The sequence below is a fragment of the Rhodococcus sp. NPDC059969 genome (assembly GCF_042738325.1).
Taxonomy (GTDB): Bacteria; Actinomycetota; Actinomycetes; order Mycobacteriales; family Mycobacteriaceae; genus Rhodococcus_F.
Genome location: NZ_JBHWUF010000001.1, coordinates 289,836 through 310,207 on the forward strand (window position 1 = coordinate 289,836; position 20,372 = coordinate 310,207).

The window sequence follows — 20,372 nt, forward strand, 5'->3', positions numbered from 1 at the left end:
TCGGCCCCGACGGGCACGTCGACGTCACCGCGTACCGGAATTGGCTGCACTCGAGAACGAAAGAAGGCAGGAACACCGAATGGCGTCGACACGCAAGCAGGAGATTTCCGAGGAAACCAGACGACGACTGGTGAAAGCGGCGGCCGAACTTGCTGCCGAAGGTGGGTCGGCCGCAATGTCCGTCCAAGCCGTGGCGGAAAGATCCGGAATCAGCCGAGGGTCCGTGGCCTGGCACTTCGGGTCGAAAGACGGGCTCCTACGAGCCGTCGTCGAGGACGCATTCCGGTGGGGCATGGAGAAGTTGCGCGCCGAGTTGGCGTCATCCTCGGCGACTGGAATCGAAGCACTGATCGAAGCCAACTTCGTTCTGATGTCGCACCCCGAGGCACGAATTTTCTCGACGATCCTGATCGAAGCCGTGATTCCCGGGTCCACCATCCGCGAGACCTACGCAGCGCAGTACGTCGCAATGCGCACGCTGTACGCGGACTACCTGCGTTCGATCGACACCCCGGTCGCCAATCCGGAGTTGGTTGCCATCACCCTTCTGGCCGGCACTCTCGGGATCAACCTCCAACATCGCCTCGATCCCGACAACGTCGATCGACGTTCAGCGGTAACCGAGCTCGAATCGATCTATGCCCGAGCACACGAGAATCCATAGGTGGAACGGAAGTTCAACTTCCCGAACAACTTTCACCCGCAGCCTGGGGCGGGACCGCATCGAGCCTGGCACGAATGAACCTGGCAACGTCTCGTAGCGCCGCCCGGCTCTCCGGCAAGCCAGGCCAGACGGCGGGAAACGCGTGAACCTGGCCGTTCCAGATCTGCAGCGAGCACGGCACCCCCGCGGCAGCGAGCCGCTGCGCCATCACCTCCGAATCGACTCTGAGCACCTCGGATTCGGCGGCGATCAGCAACGACGGCGGCAGCGCGGCCAGATCACCGTCGACGGGCGAGTTCGTCTGTCCGCCAAGCTTTCCGATCGCCATCAATGCCGACACCGGGGCGATCACGTCGCGTCGAGCGTTGGCATGGACCGATTTGGTGGTGCAATCGAGATCAAGGAGCGGTGAGAGCCCGACAAGACCGGCCGGAACCTCGAGTCCCGCGGAAACAGCTGCAAGCGCCGTCGCGAAAACCAGGAAACCTCCGGCCGAATCACCAACGAAGACAACCTTTTCCGGCAAGGCTCCCTGTTCGAGGAGCCATCGGTACGCATCCAGGCAGTCGTCGACGGACCCGTTGATACTCGTCTTCGGCAACTGCCGATACGCGACGTGCAGGACCGGAAGGCCGGTTCGCTTGGCGATGCCGGCAACAACCGGCCGATGCGTGTTGAGCCCGCAGCACATGAACCCGCCGCCGTGCAGGTAGAGAACGACACCGTCGCGCAGATCAGCCGTAGAGCCTGCCGTCCGGACGAGTTCACCGTCGAAACCCGGAAAGCGAATCGCTTCCCGATCGATCCCGGACGGAATGCGTACACCCGCGGCCGAGTCCAGAACTGCGGCGCGGCGCATCGCGCCAGGCGTCAGCGGGGCGATCCCGACCACGGGCCGAAGCATCCATCGGCACGCGTTGTAGAGGACCTGCGATTCGATACTCGGCCTGCCGTATCGAGTTCCGGTCCTACGACTGACAGTCGGCAACAGAGACATCTGTCCAGATTAGAAGCGATCAGGCACCGAAGAGGTCGACTTCGTCGAGATCGTCGACGATCGTGACCTTTCGTTTCCGCCCGCCGATGACCTTGCCCAGACCGCGCAGTCCGCCGGACTGAGCTTTCGGGGCGGGTTCTATGCGCTGAGGCGCAACTCTCGTCCGCGCTGCGCGCTGAACAGGCTTGGGTGCGGGAGCTGATGCCGGTGCCGAGGGTTCTGGAACCTCGGCTGGAACCACCGCTTCCGGCTCCACAAAACCTGGAACAACCGGGGCCTCGGGCGCGACCTCAGCGGCTTCCTCGACCTCAACCACCTGCTCCACCTGAACCGGTCCGTCGATCACCGGGATGTCCGACGCCCACCGGATCCGATATTCAAGACCGCGCGCCGCCAGTTCACGCGCGAGATCGCCATGCCAGACCCCGTCTTCGCCGTCGCCGTATGCCCGTGCGTCGGAGCTGACCCAGATCACGTCGACGCCCGGGTTCCGGTCGGCGAGATCGAGCACGGTCAGCCAGTTCAGGGTCGCCGGGTAACCGTCTCGCTTCTTCTTGTCGGTATAGGGCCGACGCAGCGAGATCGCCCTCTCGGCCACCTCGAGATGCGAAACGTCGACTGGATCGACCACTTCGACGCCGATCGCCACGAGGTCTTCGATCACGTCGTCGACGTAGCCGTCGGCCTTGTCGTGAGCCGCGTCGACAAACCTCGTGAGGTCGCGCCGCAATCCCAGTCGGTCGTACATGCGCGCCTGGACGCTCAGGGCCGCGATCATCTCCGCCGATTCCTCGCGGTAGCGACTCGCAACCTCGAGTACGACCAATCGCGGCACGACGACGCGGTGTCCTAGTGCGCGCGCGTCGGCGATTGCGGTGTCGAACCGTGCACCCCTGGTCAGGGCCGAAGAATCGAGAACGATGATCATGGGCTCGATTCTCTCTCGAGAAACCGGACGAATGCGCTAATCCACCCCGAACCGTTACTTGATCTTGAAGATCACTGCCCGCTGAACGATGAAGTTGATGACCGTCGCGGTGCCCTGCGCGATGACGAACGCCAGCGGTGTCCGCCACCAATGTTCGTCGAAGATATGGACCATCACTTCGTTGAGTCCGACCTGGACCGCAAAAGTGACCGCGTACAGCGCAACTACGGCGATGAAGCGGGCCCGCGAAGGCTCGGCCTTGAACGTCCACCGGCGATTAATGAGGTACGCCGTCGTGGTGCCCGCGACGAAGCTCAGCGATTTTGCGGCGACGCGCGGCAAGCCGAGCGCCAGGAGCAGCACGTACAGCCCGTAGTCCACGACCGCCGACAGCCCACCCGTCGCGACGAACCGGACGATCTGCGTTTTCAGGTCCATCGCGTCGTCGGCGATGTCCGTCGTGACAGGAATCTCGACGGGCAGCGGGACGTGGGGTTCGTGCTGGTGACTTGCAGGTGTTTCGGGCACGACGACGAGAGTAACCACTCGAGTCGGAGCCGTCGGCACTACTCCCAGGTAACCTCTACCTTGATGTCCACGACAGCAGAAGAGACGCCGAAGCCGGCTCTCCACACCCAAGCCCGCACCCTCACCGGTTGGGGACGCACCGCCGCCACCACTGCACAGGTGCTGTCCACCCCCGACGTGGAAGTGATCGCGAACGCGGTCGCCCAGGTTGCGGAACAGAACGATTCCAAGCCCTCGCATCTGCGACGCGGCGTCATCGCGCGCGGCCTGGGCCGCTCGTATGGTGACCCAGCGCAGAACGCCGGCGGCCTGGTCATCGACATGAATGCACTCGACCGCATTCACCGCATCGATCGCGACACCGCTCTGGTGGACGTCGACGCCGGCGTGAATCTGGATCAGCTGATGAAGGCTGCTCTGCCGTTCGGCCTGTGGGTTCCGGTCCTGCCGGGTACTCGCCAGGTCACGATCGGCGGCGCCATCGGCTCGGATATCCACGGCAAGAACCACCACAGCGCGGGCAGCTTCGGCAACCACGTCGTGTCGTTGGATCTGCTGACGGCCGACGGCAAGGTGCGCACGCTCACCCCCAAGGGCGGACGCAACGACCCCAAAGCCGCATTGTTCTGGGCCACGATCGGCGGCATGGGCCTGACGGGCATCATCTTGCGGGCGACCATCAAGATGACACCGACCGAGACGGCGTACTTCATCGCCGACGGCGACGTCACCAACAGCCTCGACGAGACCATCGCGCTGCACAGCGACGGCAGCGAAGCCAACTACGAGTACTCGAGCGCCTGGTTCGACGCGATTTCCGCGCCCCCCAAGCTCGGTCGTGCGGCAGTCTCACGCGGGTCGTTGGCGAAGCTCGATCAGCTTCCGGCCAAGCTGCAGAAGAACCCGCTCGCGTTCGACGCACCGCAGTTGTTGACGTTCCCCGACGTCTTCCCGAACGGGCTGGCCAACAAGTTCAACTTCACCGCGATCGGTGAGGTCTGGTTCCGTAAGTCCGGCAAGTACCGCGGCAAGGTCCAGAATCTGACGCAGTTCTACCACCCGCTCGACATGTTCGGTGAGTGGAACCGCGCGTACGGATCGAACGGATTCCTGCAGTACCAGTTCGTGGTTCCACCGGAGGCCGTCGACGAGTTCAAGAAGATCATCGTCGACATCCAGCGCAGCGGGCACTACTCGTTCCTCAACGTGTTCAAGCTCTTCGGCGAGGGCAATCAGGCGCCGCTGAGCTTCCCGATCCCGGGTTGGAACATCTGCGTCGACTTCCGCATCAAGCCGGGCCTGAACGAGTTCGTCACCGAACTCGACAAGCGTGTCCTCGAATTCGGCGGACGCCTGTACACGGCCAAGGATTCGCGGACATCCGCAGAAACCTTCCACGCCATGTACCCGCGCATCGACGAGTGGATCGCGACGCGCCGCAAGTACGACCCCACAGGCGTTTTCGCCTCCGATATGTCCAGAAGGCTGGAACTGTGATCAACGCTGTAGGTAACCCGCAAACCGTTTTGCTTCTCGGTGGAACCTCCGAGATCGGCCTCGCCATCTGTGAGGAGTACCTGAAGAAGGCGCCGTTGCGCGTCATTCTGGCGGCGCTCCCCGGCGATCCGGGACGCGAAGCTGCGGTCAAGCAACTCGAAGCCAAGGGCGCCACCTCGGTAGAGCTCATCGACTTCGACGCCGTTGATTTCGAGTCGCACCCGAAGGTGATCGACCAGGCGTTCTCGAACGGTGACGTCGATGTCGCCATCGTCGCCTTCGCACTGGACGGTGACTCCGAAGAGCTGTGGCAGAACCAGCGCAAGGCCGTTCTGGTGGCAAACGTCAACTACACCGCTTCCGTCTCGGTCGGCGTTCTTCTCGGCGAGAAGATGAAGGCTCAGGGCTTCGGCAAGATCATCGCGATGTCGTCCGTAGCCGGGGAGCGCGTCAAGCGTGCCAACTTCGTCTACGGCTCCACCAAGGCGGGCCTCGACGGCTTCTACCTCGGGCTCGGCGAGGCTCTCGCGGAATTCGGACCGCAGGTGACCGTCGTTCGCCCCGGCATGGTGCGCACGCAGTTCAGTGCCCACGTCAAGGAAGCCCCGCTGACGGTCAACAAGGACATCGTCGCGAAGCTCGCTGTTGCCGCCTCGGACAAGGGCAAGGAAATCGTCTGGACTCCCGGCCCCTGGCGCTTCGTCATGATGGGCCTGCGCCACGTGCCGCGCCCGATCTTCCGGAAGTTGCCGGTTTAAGCTCCTCCCGTGCCAGAAACAACAACTGCTCCGAGTACAAAGCTTTCGACCCCGTCGCCGTGGCGTAATGCCGCGGCGACGGTGGTGGAAATGGCCCTCGGAGCGCTGGTCGCCGCTGTTGTCGCTGCAGTCGGGCTCTTTGCTTTCGGCCGAGTGCAGTGGCCGGCGTTCACCTCTTCCAACGTCACGCAGGCAGTCACGACCGTGCTGCAGGTGCTCTGCATCGCAGTGGTCGGTGCCGCGGTTCTGATGTTCCGTGCCCGCAAGGCCGAGCGGGTCGCAAAACTCCTCTCGTGGGCCGGGCTCTCCGGCTTCGTCACCACGACGCTCGGGCTTCCCCTCGCCGCGACGAGTCTGTATCTGCACGGCGTCTCGGTCGATCAGCAGTTCCGGACCGAGTACCTGACCCGGCTGACGGATTCGGCTGCGCTGCAGGACATGACGTACGTGGATCTGCCGCCGTTCTACCCGGCCGGCTGGTTCTGGGTCGGTGGACGCGTCGCGAACCTGCTGGGTATGGACGGTTGGGAAGCGTTCAAGCCGTACGCGATCGGCTCCCTGGCGGTCGTCGCCGTCGTAGCACTCGTGTTGTGGACCAAGCTGATTCGACGCGATTGGGCCGTCGTCGCAGCATTGGCCGTAACTGCCGTCGTGTTGGCGTACAACTCCCCCGAGGCGTATGGCGCCGTCATCAACCTCCTGATCCCGCCGGTGCTGATCCTGGCGTGGGGTGCGCTCGATCGCCCGGGTGCTTCTCGATTTGCCGGAGCTGGCGCAATTCTCGGGACGGGCCTGTTCCTCGGTTTTGCCGCAACCGTCTACACGCTGTATCTCGGATTCGCCGCGTTCGCAGTGACTCTGATGGCCGTCGTTGCCGCAGTACTTGCCGCCCGCGCCCAGAACACGTGGAAAGCCGCACTGGGACCCCTCATTCGACTTGCAGCAATTGCAATCATCTCGGGTCTGGTTGCTCTGACCGTTTGGGCGCCGTACCTGCTGAAGGCACTCTCCGGTGCCACTGCAGAGTCCGGCACCGCAATGCACTACCTCCCAGATTCCGGTGCGGTGCTGCCCTTCCCGATGCTGAGTTTCTCGCTCGTCGGCGGCCTGTGCCTGCTCGGCACGGTCTGGCTGATTTCGCGGTTCCTGTTCTCCCGCCGCGCCCGAGCACTCGGTATCGGCGTCATCGCCGTGTACCTGTGGGCGCTGCTGTCCATGACGTTCACCGTTGCCGGCAGCACGCTCCTCGGATTCCGGCTCGAGCCGGTACTGATCGGACTTCTCGCGGCCGCCGGCGTATTCGGTTTCTTCGAGTTCGCGGGCTGGATCGTGCTGGCCACCAGCGAGAATCCCCGAGTCAAAGCGGTACTCGTTGCACTCGGTGTCATCGGAGCCATCGCTTTCGCGCAGAACATCCCGCAGGTACTGGCGCCGGATATCGCTGTGGCATACAGCGATACCGACGGCAACGGCGAGCGCGGCGACAAGCGACCACCGGGCGCCGAGGCCAATTACGCCGACATCGACCGGATCATCCGCGAGCAGTTGGGACGCGAACCCCGTGACACGGTGGTGCTCACCGCCGACATCGGCTTCCTGAGTTTCTACCCGTACTTCGGTTTCCAAGGGCTGACGTCGCACTACGCAAACCCCCTCGCCGATTTCCGTGCGCGCGCCGCGCTGATCGAGCAGTGGTCGGAACTGAAGACCCCTGACGAACTGATAGCTGCGCTGGACTCGGCGCCGTGGCGCAGCCCCGACGCCTTCGTCTTCCGCCAGGGCGCCGACGGGTACACACTGCGGTTGGCCGAGGACGTCTATCCCAACGACCCGAACGTCCGCCGCTACACGGTCACGTTCCCCAAGGAACTGTTCGACGATCCTCGTTTCACCGTCACAGAGCAGGGTCCGTTTGTGGTCGTTACCCGCTCTGACGCGAACTAACCAGGAGATACGTCACAAAAGGCTTACCGTCGGGGTCGTTGACGCGACCCCGACGCACCCCTAACTTCATACCGTGACCCGAACCGATGCCCGAGCGGCAATGATCGATGCAGCCGAGCGTCTGGTTGCCGAACGAGGCCTGGCCGCTCTGACGCTTCGTGACGTTCAGACCGAAGCCGGGCAGGCCAACAAGTCGGCCGCGCAGTATCACTTCGGTTCACGTGAAGGTTTGCTGGCGGCAGTCGTCGAGTCCAGAATGCGACCTGCCGCTGACCGTCGGCGTGAGTTTCTCGACATGATCGATCTCGACCCGAATCCGCCGACGATGCGTGCCCTCGTCGAGGCTCTCGTCCTGCCGTTGGCAGAACAGACCATCTACCGCGAGGGCACTTTGTACGCGCGGTTCCTGGTGCAGTCGATCTTCGACCCGGCAATGTCGTCGACCATCCGCGATCACATGCAGGCCGAGAGCTTCCGCGAAGTTCAGCGGCGGATCATCGCCGCATCTTCATTGCCGACAGACATCGCCGAACTTCGGGCGGGAACTCTGACCGTGCTCACCGTCGTCACGTTTGCCACGTGGGAGGGGCGCGTCGACAGCCGAGATCGGGCTCACGTGATCGCCGCCGACCTGATCGAAAGCTGCCTCGGAGCACTCTCGGCCCCGGCTGCGCAAATCTGACACGCCACCCGGCGAGTTTGTTTCCGAAACTGCCGGGGTACTCAGCCCCTCCAAGCGCAGTCGAGCAAACGGCCGCATCAACCACCGGCGGGGTAGGTGATGACAGTGAGCGAACTCGTTGCGCAAAGCCGCGAGCTTGTACCGCATCGTGCAGTTCTCGATTCCGCTGAGCATGTTCTGGTCATTGCACGCGGCAAACCGTTCGGGCGCGAGCAGGCCTTTCACGAAGTGCTGAGTGTCGCGATTCGCAACCGCATCGAAGTCCTCACTCTGGCAAGGGCTCTCATCGACGTTTCCGAGTCTCGCGATTACCGCACGATCCCGACCGACACCGCGCACACCGTTGCGGTGCTCGAATGGGGTGAGCTACTCGAGGTCCCGACCGAACACCACGAGAGGTCCAAGGCCGAATCGGGTGGGGACATCGATGAATCGAGCGAACCCGACGATCCGGTCGAGCCTGAGTACCTGGTCGAGACAGATGTGGGCGGACGCGTCGTCTTTGTCGCCCTCGCGTTCACGGTCGGCGGGATAGTTGGATTCTTCGCGCACGACTGGGCACTTCTGCTTCTGATCACTGCCGTGTACCTCGTGTGGATCGCGGCACGACTGGTCGCGAAACTCGTCAGTGTTTCCCGCAGTGCCCATTGGGCAGACGCTTCGCCTATTCGTGGCACCGATTCGACCCCACGCAACGCAGAGAGCTCCCACCATCACGCTGTTGCAGCGTGACGGCGGGAGCACCCACTTCCGCTAAAGCCTCTGCGGTACACCGTAAGTGACGACGGTATCGCCATTCGACGTGACTGCCTTTGCGTACGGCCTGATTGTCACCGGCCCGATTGCTCCCTGCACGTATCCGTGAACTCCGGAGAGTCGAACGGCCGCTTCGGGACCGTCGAATTCCTGATCCTCGAGCAGCGCGACGTCGGTGATTCCACCTGGCGCCAGATCGACGTCGAGCTCCTGCGACGGAATGATGTCCCCACCGATGACGAACCCGTTCGAAATATCCAGTCCCAGTTCGAAGTCCGGAACCAGGCCGATACCGAGGTTGGTTCCACTCTCGACGGCCCAGTCGAGACCGGGACTGTTGAGAACGACCGTCGCGCCGGTCAACGCGATCGGGTAACCGATCTGATAGCCGATCGTCAGCTTCGTTCCGGTGAAACTTGCTGCATCCGGCCCGTCGATCTTCACGCCGGCAACCCCGTCGTGGAAGAACTCGACACTCAGCGGTGAGCTGTCGAGCGGTGGAAAGACATGGATAGCGGTGTCCGCTTGAAAGACTTCTATCCGATTTCCTTTGACGTCGGTTATCGAACTGGTGTTGTCGACGCCTGCCGACGCCGTCCCACCCCCCAGGACAACGGCCAACAAGGCCACTGCTCCCACTGCGCTACTACGAACTGCTGTCTTCGACATGCACAAGCACCATCCCATCCGGTATAGGCCCCGGACGTAGGTTCCAACTCTTCGTCGAGGATGGGATTCGTCGGGGCTGCCTGAACAAACGCGAGCAAGATCCTTGTTGCGATACCCCGGTCACGAACCCGTCAAACGATGCACGAAAACATTACTTTCCGGACAAGTCGGGCGGACCGGTTTGTCTCGCTGACTGCGCCCGCTCGCGGACGCGAACCGTTTTGTTCGTTACTCTGACAGTGGAAGTTATCGAATCGAGACCTAAGTAGGCCACCCCGAACTTCTGAGAACGCCACTTCAGGGATGGGCGCCAGAACCGAAAGGCACCGACTGCATGACCGAGACCCTGCCCGACGTCCAACTGCTCGAAGAAGCACGTCCAGGGCGAGTCCGTTCAGCAGTGCGGCGCTCGGTCGTCCAGCGCGGTCGTCTGGTCGATCTCGCGATCATGGTGACATTCACCGTCGCTGCGGTCTATGTGATGTCGAACCTGTGGAGCGATCTGCAGTCCGGCTACCTCTTCAATGCGGGGCGCGACCAGGCGATGTGGGAATGGTTCTTCGCCGACACCGCCCACGCTCTCGCGCAGTTCCGCAGCCCGCTGTTCAGTGACCTGCAGAATTACCCGCTCGGCGTGAACCTGATGGCCAATACCGCCATGTTCGGGATCAGCATCCCGCTGGCCCCGATCACGTTGATCTTCGGACCGACGGCCACGTATGCGATCGGGCTGACCGCCGGCCTCGGCGGCACCGCCATCGCTTGGTACTGGGCTTTCTCGCGGCACGTACTGACCGGCGTCTCGGTCCGCTCCAAGGTTGCCGCCGCCGTCGGCGCGGGGTTCTGCGGATTTGCACCGGCCATGATCTCGCATGCCAACGGCCATCCGAACTTCGTCGCGTTCTTCGTGCTTCCGTTCATCTTCTTGCAGGTCGTGCGCATCTCGAACGGCAAGCGTCCGGTTCGCGACGGAGTCGTTCTCGGCCTACTCGTCGCGTGGCAGATCTTCCTCGGCGAAGAGCCACTCCTCATCTTCACGATGTCGGCCATGGTGTTCGGCGCCGCATACGCCCTGCCCGACCTGGCCAAGTCACGCCAGGCGATCAAGCGTGCGATGCCCGGCCTCGTGATCGGCGGCGCGGTCACACTCCTGATCACCGCAGTGCCGCTGTGGTCGCAGTTCTTCGGCCCAGCGAGCTACGACGGCGTCTCACACGGTCAGGCCGGCAACGACACCGCTGCCCTCACCACGTTCCCGACCGAGTCGGTTGCGGGAGATCCCGAGGGCGCCGAGTTCCGGATGAACCCGACCGAGGAGAACGCGTACTTCGGGTGGCCGCTGGTGATCCTGCTCCTCGGCGCCACGGTGTGGTTGTGGCGCATCCGTCTGACCCGCGCTGCCGCCGCCGTGATCGTGGTCATGGGTGTGCTCTCGCTCGGTTCCGAACTGATCATCGACGGCGACAGGACCGGCATCACCCTGCCGTGGAAACTTCTCGCCGACCTGCCGCTGTTCGAATCGGTGCTCGAATCCCGATTCGCCATGGGCGCGATTCCGGCGATCGGACTGCTGCTCACCCTCGGCACCTACCGCGCTTTCGTCGAACTTCGTGGACCGCGCCGCACTGCTGCCGGTGTCTGGCTGGTGACACTCGCCGTCGCGATGATTCCTCTCATCCCGACACCAATCGACGCCGATCAACGATCTGCGACGCCCGAATTCATCACCAGCGGCTCGTGGGAGAACTACGTCAGCGACGGCACCCTGGTGACGGTCCCCGTCGCGAGCGCGGAAGACGCCCGCGCACTGAGTTGGCAGGTCGACGCCGACTTCGGGTTCCCGATTGCCGGCGGATACTTCGTCGGCCCGGATTCGAAGACCCGCGCCGGAATCTACGGCGCCGAGTCCCGACCCACCTCGACCCTGCTGGTCAATACCAAACAAACCGGCAAGGTCCCGTTGATCGACGTGGGCACCAGGGCGAACGCACTGACCGACCTGCGGTACTGGCACGCCGACGTACTGGTACTTCCGCGATTCAAAGGTGACGAGGCCCTGCGTCACACGGTCGACGAACTGGTCGGCTTCGATGCCAAGCGCGTCGACGACGTGTGGGTGTGGGACGTACGAGACCTCGTGAGCGGCAAGACCTCGAACCAGGGTTAGCCAGAAGGAGGTTAGTCAGCGGGTCATGATCACCGGACCGTCTTCGGTGATCGCGACCGTGTGCTCACTGTGCGCAGCCCTGGCGCCCGAAACCGTACGAAGGGTCCACCCGTCGGCGTCGTGCCGGTAGTCGTCGGTTCCGTCGGCGATGAGCATCGGTTCGATGGCGATGACCAGGCCGGGACGCAGCCGGAAGCCTTTGCCTGCTCGACCTTCGTTGGGCACGTCCGGCCCTTCGTGCATCTCACGGCCGATGCCGTGACCACCGTGATCGGCGAGCATGCCGTATCCGAGGCCGCGCGCGTACTGTCCGATCGCGGCTCCGATGTCGCCCAATCGGTTTCCGGGCTGGGCGGCGGCGATGCCGCGGGCAAGTGCCTGATCGGTCGCGTCGATCAGTGCCTGATCCCCACTGCTCCCCTGCCCGACGGTGAAGCTGATGGCAGAGTCACCGCACCATCCGTCGAGTCTCGCGCCGCAGTCGATGCTGACCAGGTCACCGTCACGGAGTCGGTACCCATTCGGGATACCGTGCACCACAGCATCGTTTACGCTCGCACAGATGGCACCGGGGAACGGTGTCGGCGCCGTTGCCGGCCGGTAGTTCAAGAACAGTGCCGAGGCACCGGCCGCCGAAATAACCTCCGCGGCAACGGCGTCCAATTCGAGCAACGTCACCCCGACGCTCGCCGCCTCACGCGCTGCAGCCAGAGCCTGCGCGGTAATTCTTCCCGCCGCCGCCATCGCGTCGATTTCGCCTGCGGTCTTGATTTCGACCATCTCGAACACCTTCCTTGTCGAATAACTATACCGGTATTACTATAAGCACATGGTGCGCGTACCGCTGACGGCGGAAGAACTCGAACGAGGACTACGACTGGGTGAACTCCTGCGATCGGCGCGGGGAGACCGAAGCATGGTTCAGGTAGCGCTCGACGCCGGCATCTCGGTCGAAACGCTGCGCAAGATCGAAACCGGCCGCATCGCGACACCCGCCTTCTTCACCATCAGCGCGGTCGCGGAAGTGTTGGGTATTTCACTCGACACCATCGCCCGAACACTTGAAACACCACAATCCGAACAGGAAGTTGCATCCTGAGTAGTTCTCTCAGGATGTGCGGGCCCACACTCGCCTAACATCGTTCCTTGTGCCGTCTGAAGTAGTAGTGCCCCCGAAACCCGTGCCCACTGGCCCCGAAGCTCCCCGGGAATCGGATTCCCAGAGAGTCCGGACGGCACGACTCATCGCGATAGTCACCGGCCTTCTGGGCCTGCTTCTCGCACTGGCGACGCCGTTCCTGCCCGTCAAGCAGGAAGCCGCAAGCATCGACTGGCCGCAGGGTGGGACCGTCAACAGCGTTTCGTCGCCGCTGATCTCCTACTCGCCCACGTCGCTGGACATCACCATCCCGTGTTCGACCCTCGACCAGTTGGGCGGCAGCGGCGGCACACTGCTCTCGACCATGCCGAACGGGGCGCCGGACCGAAACGCCCGCGGCCTCACTGTCCGCACCACTGCCGACCGCCTCGAAGCACTCACTCGCGATTCGGTTCTGATCTCGGCTCCGCTCGATCAACTCGGCGGATGCACCGCGCTCACCATCACGACCAACTCCGAGCAGACCGTCGCGGCCGTCACCGGTATCGACGGCGTCGGCACCACCCTGACCGGCGACTACCGCCCACAGGTTGTCGGCATCTTCACCGACTTGCAGGGCGCAGCGCCCGCCGGACTGTCCGCCCACATGGACGTCGACTCCCGGTTCTCGTCCAGCCCCACACTTCTCAAACTGTTCGCGATGATCGTCGCGGCACTCTCGACCATCGTCTCGCTGTACGCACTGCACCGGATCGACGGCGTCGACGGCCGTCGTGCGCGGCGCTTCCTGCCGGCGCGATGGTGGAAGTTCACCGGCATCGACGCCCTGGTGATCGGCACGCTGGCTCTGTGGCATGTGTTCGGCGCCAACACTTCCGACGACGGTTACCTGCTCGGCATGGCCCGAGTCTCGGAGCACTCCGGGTACATGGCCAACTACTTCCGCTGGTTCGGAGTCCCCGAAGCGCCGTTCGGTTGGTACTACGACGTGCTGGCGCTGTTCGCGAAGGTCAGCACCGCGAGCATGTGGATGCGCCTGCCCGCGTTGATCGCCGGCATTCTGTGCTGGATGGTCATCAGCCGCGAGGTGATACCGCGACTCGGTGTTGCGGTGCGCCGCAACAAGGTTGCCATCTGGACCGGCGGGCTCGTCTTCCTGGCCTTCTGGTTGCCGTACAACAACGGCCTGCGTCCCGAGCCCATCATCGCCCTCGGCGCTCTGCTCACGTGGTGCTCCATCGAACGCGCCATCGCTACCGGACGTCTGTTGCCCGCCGCTATGGCCGTGCTGATCGCCGCATTCTCGTTGGCCGCCGGACCTTCCGGGCTGATCGCGATCGGCGCGTTGATCGCCGGCGCCCGGCCGATCCTGCAGATCCTGATCGCCCGCGGCAAACGCGTCGGCTTCCTGTCTCAGATCATGCCGATCCTTGCGGCCGGAACCGTGGTTCTCGTCGCGGTCTTCGCAGATCAAACCCTCGCGACAGTTCTCGAATCGACCAGGGTGCGAACGGCAGTCGGGCCGAATGTTCCGTGGTTCGAGGAACGGTTGCGTTGGGACGCACTGATGACCATCTCCCCCGACGGTTCGCTGGCGCGCCGCTTCGGCATGTTCGTCATGATCGTCGGACTCGTCTTCTGCGTCATGATGATCCTGCGCAAGGGCCGGATCCCCGGCACTGCGATCGGGCCGTCGCGCCGGATCCTCGGCATCGTGTTCGCGTCACTGCTCCTGATGCAGTTCACCCCCACCAAGTGGACCCACCACTTCGGTGTGTACGCCGGTCTGGCCGCCACGGTCGCCGTGCTCGCCGCCGTCGGCGTGAGCGCGTCGAGCATGCGTTCGAAACGAAACCGCGCGCTGTTCGCCGCGGGCATCCTGTTCATCCTCGCTGTGGCGTTCACCAGCTCCAACGGCTGGTGGTACGTCTCGAGTTACGGCGTCCCGTGGTGGGACAAGCCGCCGTCAATCGCCGGCAAGGGATTCTCGACGGCCTTCCTCGGTCTGACGATCCTCGCGCTGCTGTTGGCCGCGTGGTACCACGTCATGGAGCCGCGCGAGCGAAACGGTGCGGAAGACAGCGTCAAGAAGACAAGGCGACTTCGCCTTCTCGCCCCGTCACCGTTGACCATCGCCGCCGGAGCCGTAGTGCTGTTCGAAGTGCTGTCCCTACTCAAGGGAGCCGTTGCTCAGTACCCCGCGTATTCGATCGGCAAGTCCAACATCGAATCCGTCTTCGGCGGAAGCTGCGGTCTCGCGGGCGAGGTACTCGTCGAGTCCGATCCGAACGCCGGCGTTCTGCAACTGACGGATCGGCCCACCGATCTCGCCGGCGCGGGTGCGTTCGGCGCGAGTGAGTCGACCGGATTCTCGCCGGACGGAGTCGCCGGCGACCTCACAGCCGACGCAGAAGACTCGACGGCAGGCAGTGCAAACAGCCTCGACACCTCGACCTCGCAGTCCGGCACCACCACGCCGGGAACCGGATCCGGCACCGCCGGTGGCTCGCAGTCGACGGCAGGCGTCAACGGCAGCAATGTCGCGCTCCCGTTCGGGCTCGACCCCGCAAAAACCCCGGTGCTCGGTAGTTACGGGGCGGCGCAGGCCGCTGCGCTGACCACCGGTTGGTACTCACTGCCCGAGCGCAACGACGCCGTACCGCTCCTGACCGTCGCGGCCGCCGGACGCATCCGCTACGTCAACTCCGACGGCATCGTCACCCCCGGTGCGGTCCTGCAGGTCGAGTACGGCAAGAAGCAGGCAGACGGGAGCGTCGACGCCCTGGGACGTGTCGATCCGATCGACATCGGCCCGTCGCCGTCGTGGCGCAACCTGCGCGTTCCGATGGATCAACTGCCCGCCGACGCCGACACCGTGCGTCTGGTGGCCAGTGACACCGACATCAGTGCAGATCAGTGGTTGGCGGTGACACCGCCGCGAGTGCCGACCATGCGCACACTGCAGGACGTCGTCGGATCCACCGATCCGGTGCTGATGGACTGGGCCGTCGGACTGGCCTTCCCGTGCCAGCGCCCGGTGGATCACCTGTACGGCGTCGCCGAGATCCCCGAGTGGCGCATCCTGCCCGACCGGATCGGCGCGGAGTCCACCAACGCCTGGCAGGACCACTACGGCGGCGGACCGCTCGGCTGGACCACCGAACTGCTCTCGGCCAGGGCATTGCCGACCTACCTGGACAACGACTGGGATCGGGACTGGGGTTCGCTCGAGCAGTACGCACCGCTCGATTCGGATGCAGTTCCCGCGCAAATGAACGTCACCACCGAGACGCGTTCGGGCACCTGGACGCCGGGCCCGATTCGTTACCAGTCGTAACTGTTACGCGTGGACCTACCAACCACCTGGGCACGGTAGGTCCACGCTCAGCCCTGACATACCATCGGTAGCCGTGCCCGACGCAGTGACAGCTTCACCTCAGACTTCGAGTTCGCCGCCTCCTGCTGGTCAGGATGCCCGCGAGCGTTTCCATCGCACTCGATGGGTTGCGATCATCGCCGGCTTGCTCGGCTTCGTGCTCGCACTGGCAACTCCGCTGCTTCCCGTCGTGCAGACGACGGCGACAGTCAACTGGCCGCAGAACGGCGTGATCGGCGACGTCGAGGCACCTCTGATGGCGCAGGTTCCCATCGACGTCAACGCGTCGATCCCCTGCACCGCGGTCAGCTCGCTGCCCGAGGGCGGCGGCATCCTGCTGTCGACGGCGCCAGCACAGGGCGACGGCGCGGCACTCTCGTCGATGTTCGTCCGGGTGTCCGCGACCAGCGTCGACGTGCTCGATCGCAACGTCGTCGTCGCTTCCGCGGCGCGCGAGGACGTCGAGTCGAGTCGCTGCGGCGCCATCGCGTTCAGTTCTGACGTCAACCGGACCACGGCAGAGTTCGTCGGTCTGACCTATCCCGACGGCAACCCGATTCGTGGTCAGCTCGACGGTGACTTCCGCCCGCAGGTGGTCGGCGTCTTCAGCGACCTGCCCGACGGCGCTGCTCCCGAGGGCCTCGGCTTCTCGATGACGATCGACTCACGTTTCTCGTCGAGCCCCAGCGTCTTGAAGCTGGTCGCGATGATCGTGGCCGTCCTCTCGACCATCGTCGCTCTGGTCGCCCTTGCCCGCCTCGACGGCACCGACGGCCGCAAGCACCGACGATTCCTTCCCGAACGCTGGTGGAAGTTCTCCGGCATCGACGGTGTTGTGGTCGGAACGCTGGTCGTCTGGCACTTCATCGGCGCGAACACCGCCGACGACGGTTATCTCCTCACCATGGCCCGAGTCTCGCCGGACGCGGGATACATGGCCAACTACTTCCGTTGGTTCGGTGTTCCCGAGGCCCCGTTCGGTTGGTACTACGAAGTGCTGGCCGTGATGGCGAAGATCTCGACCGCGAGCCCGTTCATGCGTCTGCCCGCTCTGCTCGCCGGAATCCTCTGCTGGATGGTCATCAGCCGCGAGGTCGTCCCGCGTCTCGGCCGGGCGGTTCGCCGGAGCAACGTCGCCCTCTGGACCGGCGGGCTGGTGTTCCTGTCCTTCTGGTTGGCGTACAACAACGGTCTTCGCCCCGAGCCCATCGTGGCTCTCGGCGCACTGCTCACCTGGTGCTCCATCGAGCGCGCCATCGCCACCGGACGCCTTTTCCCTGCGGCGACCGCGATCTTGATCGGCGCCTTCACTCTTGCCGCGGCGCCCACCGGATTGATGTGTATCGCAGCCCTTCTCGCCGGTGTGCGCCCATTGGTGCGCATCGTCGTCAAGCGTCACCGGCTGGTCGGCACACTGCCGCTTCTCGCTCCGATCGCCGCCGCCGGAACCATCGTGCTGGTGGTCATCTTCGCCGATCAGACCTTCGCCGGCGTCATGGAAGCCACCCGCGTCCGAACGATCATCGGCCCCAATCTCGAGTGGTACCAAGACTTCCTGCGCTACTACTACCTCTTCGTCCAGACGGTCGACGGCTCGGTTGCCCGACGCTTCGCGTTCTTGACAATGATCCTGTGCCTCTTCACGACGCTCTTCGTGTTGCTGCGCCGCGGCCGCGTCCCCGGCGCCGCGACAGGTCCGTCGTGGCGCCTCGTCGGCGTCGTCTTCGGCACGATGTTCCTGATGATGTTCAACCCCACCAAGTGGACTCACCACTTCGGTGCGTACGCGGGCATCGCCGGTTCTCTCGCCGCGCTGACCGCCGTCGCCGTGTCCGCGTCGGCCCTGCGCTCGCGCCGTAACCGATCGGTGTTCGTGGCCGGACTGCTCCTGATGCTGGCGTTGACGTTCGCCGGGATCAACGGCTACTGGTACGTCTCGAGTTACGGCGTGCCGTGGTTCGACAAGACCATCTCCTACGACGGCCGTGAATCCAACACACTCTTCCTCGCGCTCTTTGCCCTCGCCTTGGCTTTTGCCGCGTGGCAGTACCTGCGTGAGGGATTTGCCGCCCCGCCCGAGAAGCCGAACACGGCCAAGGGCAGACGAATTCGCAAGTTCGCGGCCGCCCCGCTCACCGTGATTGCCGGTCTGATGGTCCTCTTCGAGGTGCTCTCCCTGCTCAAGGGCGCAGTGTCGCAGTACCCGGCGTACTCACTGGGCCGAAGCAACATCGAGGCACTCGCGGGCAAGACCTGCGGCATGGCCGAGGACGTACTGGTGGAGACCGACGTCAATTCCGGGAATCTACGGCCACTGACCGCACCCGGATTCAACGCCGAGGATCCTCTGTCCGGAGTTGATTCGAAGGGCTTCTCCCCCAATGGAGTTCCCAGCGATCTGACTGCGGATTACATCGAGGTCAAGCAGGGCATGGGTAACACCGACAACCAGAGTGTCGGCCCAAGCTTCGCCACCGGCTCCGGCGCCGGGACCAGCGGCGGCACCGGCAACGTCGGCATCAACGGCAGCACGGCCAAGCTCCCCTTCGGTCTCGATCCTTCGAAGACGCCGGTCATGGGCAGCTACCAGCCCGGCGTACAGGAACCCGCTTCCCTCATCTCGAGTTGGTACGGATTGCCCACTCGCAGTGAGGAATCACCGCTGGTGGTCATGTCCGTCGCCGGGCGCGTGTGGTCCGTCGACAACACCGGTGCCATCACGTACGGCCAGTCGCTGCTGGTCGAGTACGGCAAGACTCAGCCCGACGGAACCGTGCAGGTCCAGGGTTCGTACATGCCGCGAGACATCGGACCCGCACCGTCGTGGCGCAATGTCCGTATCCCCATCGACGAACTCGCGCCGGACGCCGACGCCGTTCGCGTGGTCGCGTTCGATCCCAACCTCACTGGCGATCAGTGGATGGCATTCACGCCGCCGCGCGTGCCCAAGCTCGAGTCCCTGAACTCGTACATCGGCAACGAGCAGCCGGTTCTCCTGGACTGGGCTGTCGGCCTTCAGTTCCCGTGCCAACGTCCGTTCACGCATCAGAACGGCGTGGCCGAGATGCCGAACTTCCGCATCCTCCCGGACCGGCCCCTGGCCGTCAGCTCCACCGACACCTGGCAGTCCGCGGACAACGGCGGCCCGCTCGGGTTCACCGAGGTCATCGCCGGGGCAACGACGGTTCCGACGTACCTGAAGGACGACTGGGCGCGGGACTGGGGCTCACTCGAGCGCTACGACCGGTACTTCCCGAATGCTGTTCCGGCAGAGGTGGAGACGGGCACCGCAACCCGCTCGGGCATGTGGATGCCCGGCGAGATGCGGGTGCACTAGCCGGCACTACCTACTCGGGTGACTGCTCGGGTGCGACGTACGGAGACGGTCGAGACCGCTCCGACAACGACGACGCACCCGAGTAGCTGCCCGATACCGGGCCGTTCGCCGAGCAGCATAACCGCCAGCAGTACGGCGAGTACCGGTTGCATGAGCAGGAGCGTCGCGCCCACCTCGGCGGGAAGTCGAGGGAGCGAGTGCCCCATCAGCATCCAGCCGAACACCTGGCCGACCAGCGCCAGTGCCGCGAGCCAGCCGAATGCTTCCCAACCCGGGACGAAATCGATCCGGCCCCAGAGTGATCCGATGACGGACCCGGCGATGCCCGCGGACGTCGTGGAGATCAACACCTGGCTCGCTGCCCGATCCGCCTCGCCCGTACGGCCGACAACGAAGATGTAGCCGCCGTAGGCGATTCCGGAGACGAGCGAGAGCGCCGTTCCCCACAGCACGTCGTCGCCGGTTTCCCCACCTCCGAACACGCCGCCCGCCAAGGCAATTCCCGTGAACATGAACGGTAGGGCAAAAACGAAGCGCATCGGAACCCGATTACCGAACACCAACCAGGACAGTGCAGGCACCACGATCACCTGCACGTTCACGACGACGCTCGCCATCCCCGCGCCGATCAAGAGAATCGACTGCGACCACAACGCAAAATCCAGTCCGAGCAGAAGACCGCCCAGCACCTGCAGAACGACTGCCCGCCGGCTCGGCCTGCCCACCCGGCGGTATTCCCGCCACGCCAACCACGCCAGTGGCGGCAAGGCCAGGAAACAACGGAAGAAGACGGCCGTCGAGGGCCCGACGTCGGCCAGCTTGATGAGGAGCGAACTGATCGAGATCGCAGCTGCGCCTCCGACGACCAGCAATCGAGGGTCGATGCGCCCCTGAGGAGTACGGGCATGGGTCGGTGTGTGCGTGGTCGAGGAGGTCAGAGTGGTCACTCGACAATGTTCCTGCCGCTAAC

Annotated in this window: 16 protein-coding genes; 10 read left to right on the forward strand and 6 right to left on the reverse strand. The window is 64.3% G+C overall.

Going from position 1 to position 20,372, the window contains the following annotated elements; genetic code table 11:
• Positions 1-79 precede the first annotated feature (79 nt).
• Positions 80-664: a TetR/AcrR family transcriptional regulator gene (locus tag ACFWAD_RS01420; protein ID WP_378540769.1), complete on the forward strand. Its 585-nt coding sequence runs from the start codon at positions 80-82 to the stop codon at positions 662-664.
• 13 nt (positions 665-677) lie between these two features.
• Here the strand turns inward: ACFWAD_RS01420 and ACFWAD_RS01425 are convergent, their stop codons facing one another.
• From ACFWAD_RS01425 to ACFWAD_RS01435, 3 genes are read right to left on the reverse strand one after another with little or no spacing between them, the layout of a single operon-like run.
• On the reverse strand, positions 678-1,661 hold the full coding sequence (locus ACFWAD_RS01425) for an alpha/beta hydrolase (RefSeq protein ID WP_378540771.1): 984 nt from the start codon (positions 1,659-1,661) through the stop codon (positions 678-680).
• Between the two features lie 19 nt (positions 1,662-1,680).
• Positions 1,681-2,589, reverse strand: a complete 909-nt coding sequence (locus ACFWAD_RS01430; protein WP_378540773.1) for a PIN domain-containing protein — start codon at positions 2,587-2,589, stop codon at positions 1,681-1,683.
• 54 nt (positions 2,590-2,643) lie between these two features.
• Positions 2,644-3,117 (reverse strand): GtrA family protein, encoded by a 474-nt coding sequence (locus tag ACFWAD_RS01435; protein ID WP_378540775.1) that lies wholly within the window; start codon positions 3,115-3,117, stop codon positions 2,644-2,646.
• A 63-nt stretch (positions 3,118-3,180) separates the two neighbouring features.
• On the opposite strand from ACFWAD_RS01435, the gene ACFWAD_RS01440 reads away from it, so the two are divergent.
• The 5 genes from ACFWAD_RS01440 (at position 3,181) to ACFWAD_RS01460 (ending at position 8,730) form a co-directional block, all read left to right on the forward strand.
• On the forward strand, positions 3,181-4,614 hold the full coding sequence (locus ACFWAD_RS01440) for an FAD-binding oxidoreductase (RefSeq protein ID WP_230817627.1): 1,434 nt from the start codon (positions 3,181-3,183) through the stop codon (positions 4,612-4,614).
• The gene (locus ACFWAD_RS01445; protein ID WP_019746424.1) at positions 4,611-5,372 is read left to right on the forward strand and encodes a decaprenylphospho-beta-D-erythro-pentofuranosid-2-ulose 2-reductase; all 762 of its coding nucleotides are present in this window, start codon (positions 4,611-4,613) and stop codon (positions 5,370-5,372) included. Before ACFWAD_RS01440 ends, ACFWAD_RS01445 begins: the two co-directional genes overlap by 4 nt.
• A gap of 90 nt (positions 5,373-5,462) precedes the next feature.
• Positions 5,463-7,316 carry a galactan 5-O-arabinofuranosyltransferase gene (locus ACFWAD_RS01450; RefSeq protein ID WP_378542883.1) on the forward strand — a complete coding sequence of 618 codons (1,854 nt, stop codon included), beginning with the start codon at positions 5,463-5,465 and terminating at the stop codon, positions 7,314-7,316.
• A gap of 73 nt (positions 7,317-7,389) precedes the next feature.
• The gene (locus ACFWAD_RS01455; protein WP_378536559.1) at positions 7,390-7,998 is read left to right on the forward strand and encodes a TetR family transcriptional regulator; all 609 of its coding nucleotides are present in this window, start codon (positions 7,390-7,392) and stop codon (positions 7,996-7,998) included.
• A 99-nt stretch (positions 7,999-8,097) separates the two neighbouring features.
• Positions 8,098-8,730: a hypothetical protein gene (locus tag ACFWAD_RS01460; RefSeq protein ID WP_378540777.1), complete on the forward strand. Its 633-nt coding sequence runs from the start codon at positions 8,098-8,100 to the stop codon at positions 8,728-8,730.
• A gap of 21 nt (positions 8,731-8,751) precedes the next feature.
• On the opposite strand, the gene ACFWAD_RS01465 is transcribed toward ACFWAD_RS01460, so the two are convergent.
• Positions 8,752-9,441, reverse strand: a complete 690-nt coding sequence (locus ACFWAD_RS01465) for an MspA family porin (RefSeq protein ID WP_037126068.1) — start codon at positions 9,439-9,441, stop codon at positions 8,752-8,754.
• Between the two features lie 316 nt (positions 9,442-9,757).
• Here ACFWAD_RS01465 and ACFWAD_RS01470 point away from each other — a divergent pair, with 316 nt between their 5' ends.
• Positions 9,758-11,590: a glycosyl transferase gene (locus ACFWAD_RS01470; RefSeq protein WP_378540779.1), complete on the forward strand. Its 1,833-nt coding sequence runs from the start codon at positions 9,758-9,760 to the stop codon at positions 11,588-11,590.
• Between the two features lie 15 nt (positions 11,591-11,605).
• On the opposite strand, the gene map is transcribed toward ACFWAD_RS01470, so the two are convergent.
• Positions 11,606-12,370 (reverse strand): type I methionyl aminopeptidase, encoded by a 765-nt coding sequence (gene map / locus ACFWAD_RS01475; protein WP_378540781.1) that lies wholly within the window; start codon positions 12,368-12,370, stop codon positions 11,606-11,608.
• 49 nt (positions 12,371-12,419) lie between these two features.
• On the opposite strand from map, the gene ACFWAD_RS01480 reads away from it, so the two are divergent.
• The 3 genes from ACFWAD_RS01480 to ACFWAD_RS01490 all read left to right on the forward strand — a co-directional run bounded on the left by ACFWAD_RS01480 (position 12,420) and on the right by ACFWAD_RS01490 (position 19,402).
• Entirely contained in the window at positions 12,420-12,689 is a 270-nt protein-coding gene (locus ACFWAD_RS01480) for a helix-turn-helix domain-containing protein (protein ID WP_003943854.1), read from the forward strand.
• Positions 12,690-12,771: 82 nt separating this feature from the next.
• On the forward strand, positions 12,772-16,026 hold the full coding sequence (locus tag ACFWAD_RS01485; RefSeq protein ID WP_378542885.1) for an arabinosyltransferase domain-containing protein: 3,255 nt from the start codon (positions 12,772-12,774) through the stop codon (positions 16,024-16,026).
• Between the two features lie 73 nt (positions 16,027-16,099).
• Complete coding sequence (locus ACFWAD_RS01490) at positions 16,100-19,402, forward strand: arabinosyltransferase domain-containing protein (protein ID WP_378540783.1); 3,303 nt, start codon at positions 16,100-16,102, stop codon at positions 19,400-19,402.
• Here ACFWAD_RS01490 and ACFWAD_RS01495 read toward each other — a convergent pair.
• On the reverse strand, positions 19,399-20,349 hold the full coding sequence (locus tag ACFWAD_RS01495; protein ID WP_378540784.1) for a DMT family transporter: 951 nt from the start codon (positions 20,347-20,349) through the stop codon (positions 19,399-19,401). The two genes, ACFWAD_RS01490 and ACFWAD_RS01495, sit on opposite strands and share 4 nt — an antisense overlap.
• Between the last annotated feature and the right edge of the window lie 23 nt (positions 20,350-20,372).

Bases quoted from the DNA above. Each gene is read 5' to 3' on its own strand.
- ACFWAD_RS01420 (WP_378540769.1), top strand. From the start codon at position 80: ATGGCGTCGACACGCAAGCAGGAGATTTCCGAGGAAACCAGACGACGA.
- ACFWAD_RS01425 (WP_378540771.1), bottom strand. From the start codon at position 1,661: ATGTCTCTGTTGCCGACTGTCAGTCGTAGGACCGGAACTCGATACGGC.
- ACFWAD_RS01430 (WP_378540773.1), bottom strand. From the start codon at position 2,589: ATGATCATCGTTCTCGATTCTTCGGCCCTGACCAGGGGTGCACGGTTC.
- ACFWAD_RS01440 (WP_230817627.1), top strand. From the start codon at position 3,181: ATGTCCACGACAGCAGAAGAGACGCCGAAGCCGGCTCTCCACACCCAA.
- ACFWAD_RS01450 (WP_378542883.1), top strand. From the start codon at position 5,463: ATGGCCCTCGGAGCGCTGGTCGCCGCTGTTGTCGCTGCAGTCGGGCTC.
- ACFWAD_RS01460 (WP_378540777.1), top strand. From the start codon at position 8,098: ATGACAGTGAGCGAACTCGTTGCGCAAAGCCGCGAGCTTGTACCGCAT.
- ACFWAD_RS01465 (WP_037126068.1), bottom strand. From the start codon at position 9,441: ATGGGATGGTGCTTGTGCATGTCGAAGACAGCAGTTCGTAGTAGCGCA.
- ACFWAD_RS01470 (WP_378540779.1), top strand. From the start codon at position 9,758: ATGACCGAGACCCTGCCCGACGTCCAACTGCTCGAAGAAGCACGTCCA.
- map (WP_378540781.1), bottom strand. From the start codon at position 12,370: ATGGTCGAAATCAAGACCGCAGGCGAAATCGACGCGATGGCGGCGGCG.
- ACFWAD_RS01480 (WP_003943854.1), top strand. From the start codon at position 12,420: ATGGTGCGCGTACCGCTGACGGCGGAAGAACTCGAACGAGGACTACGA.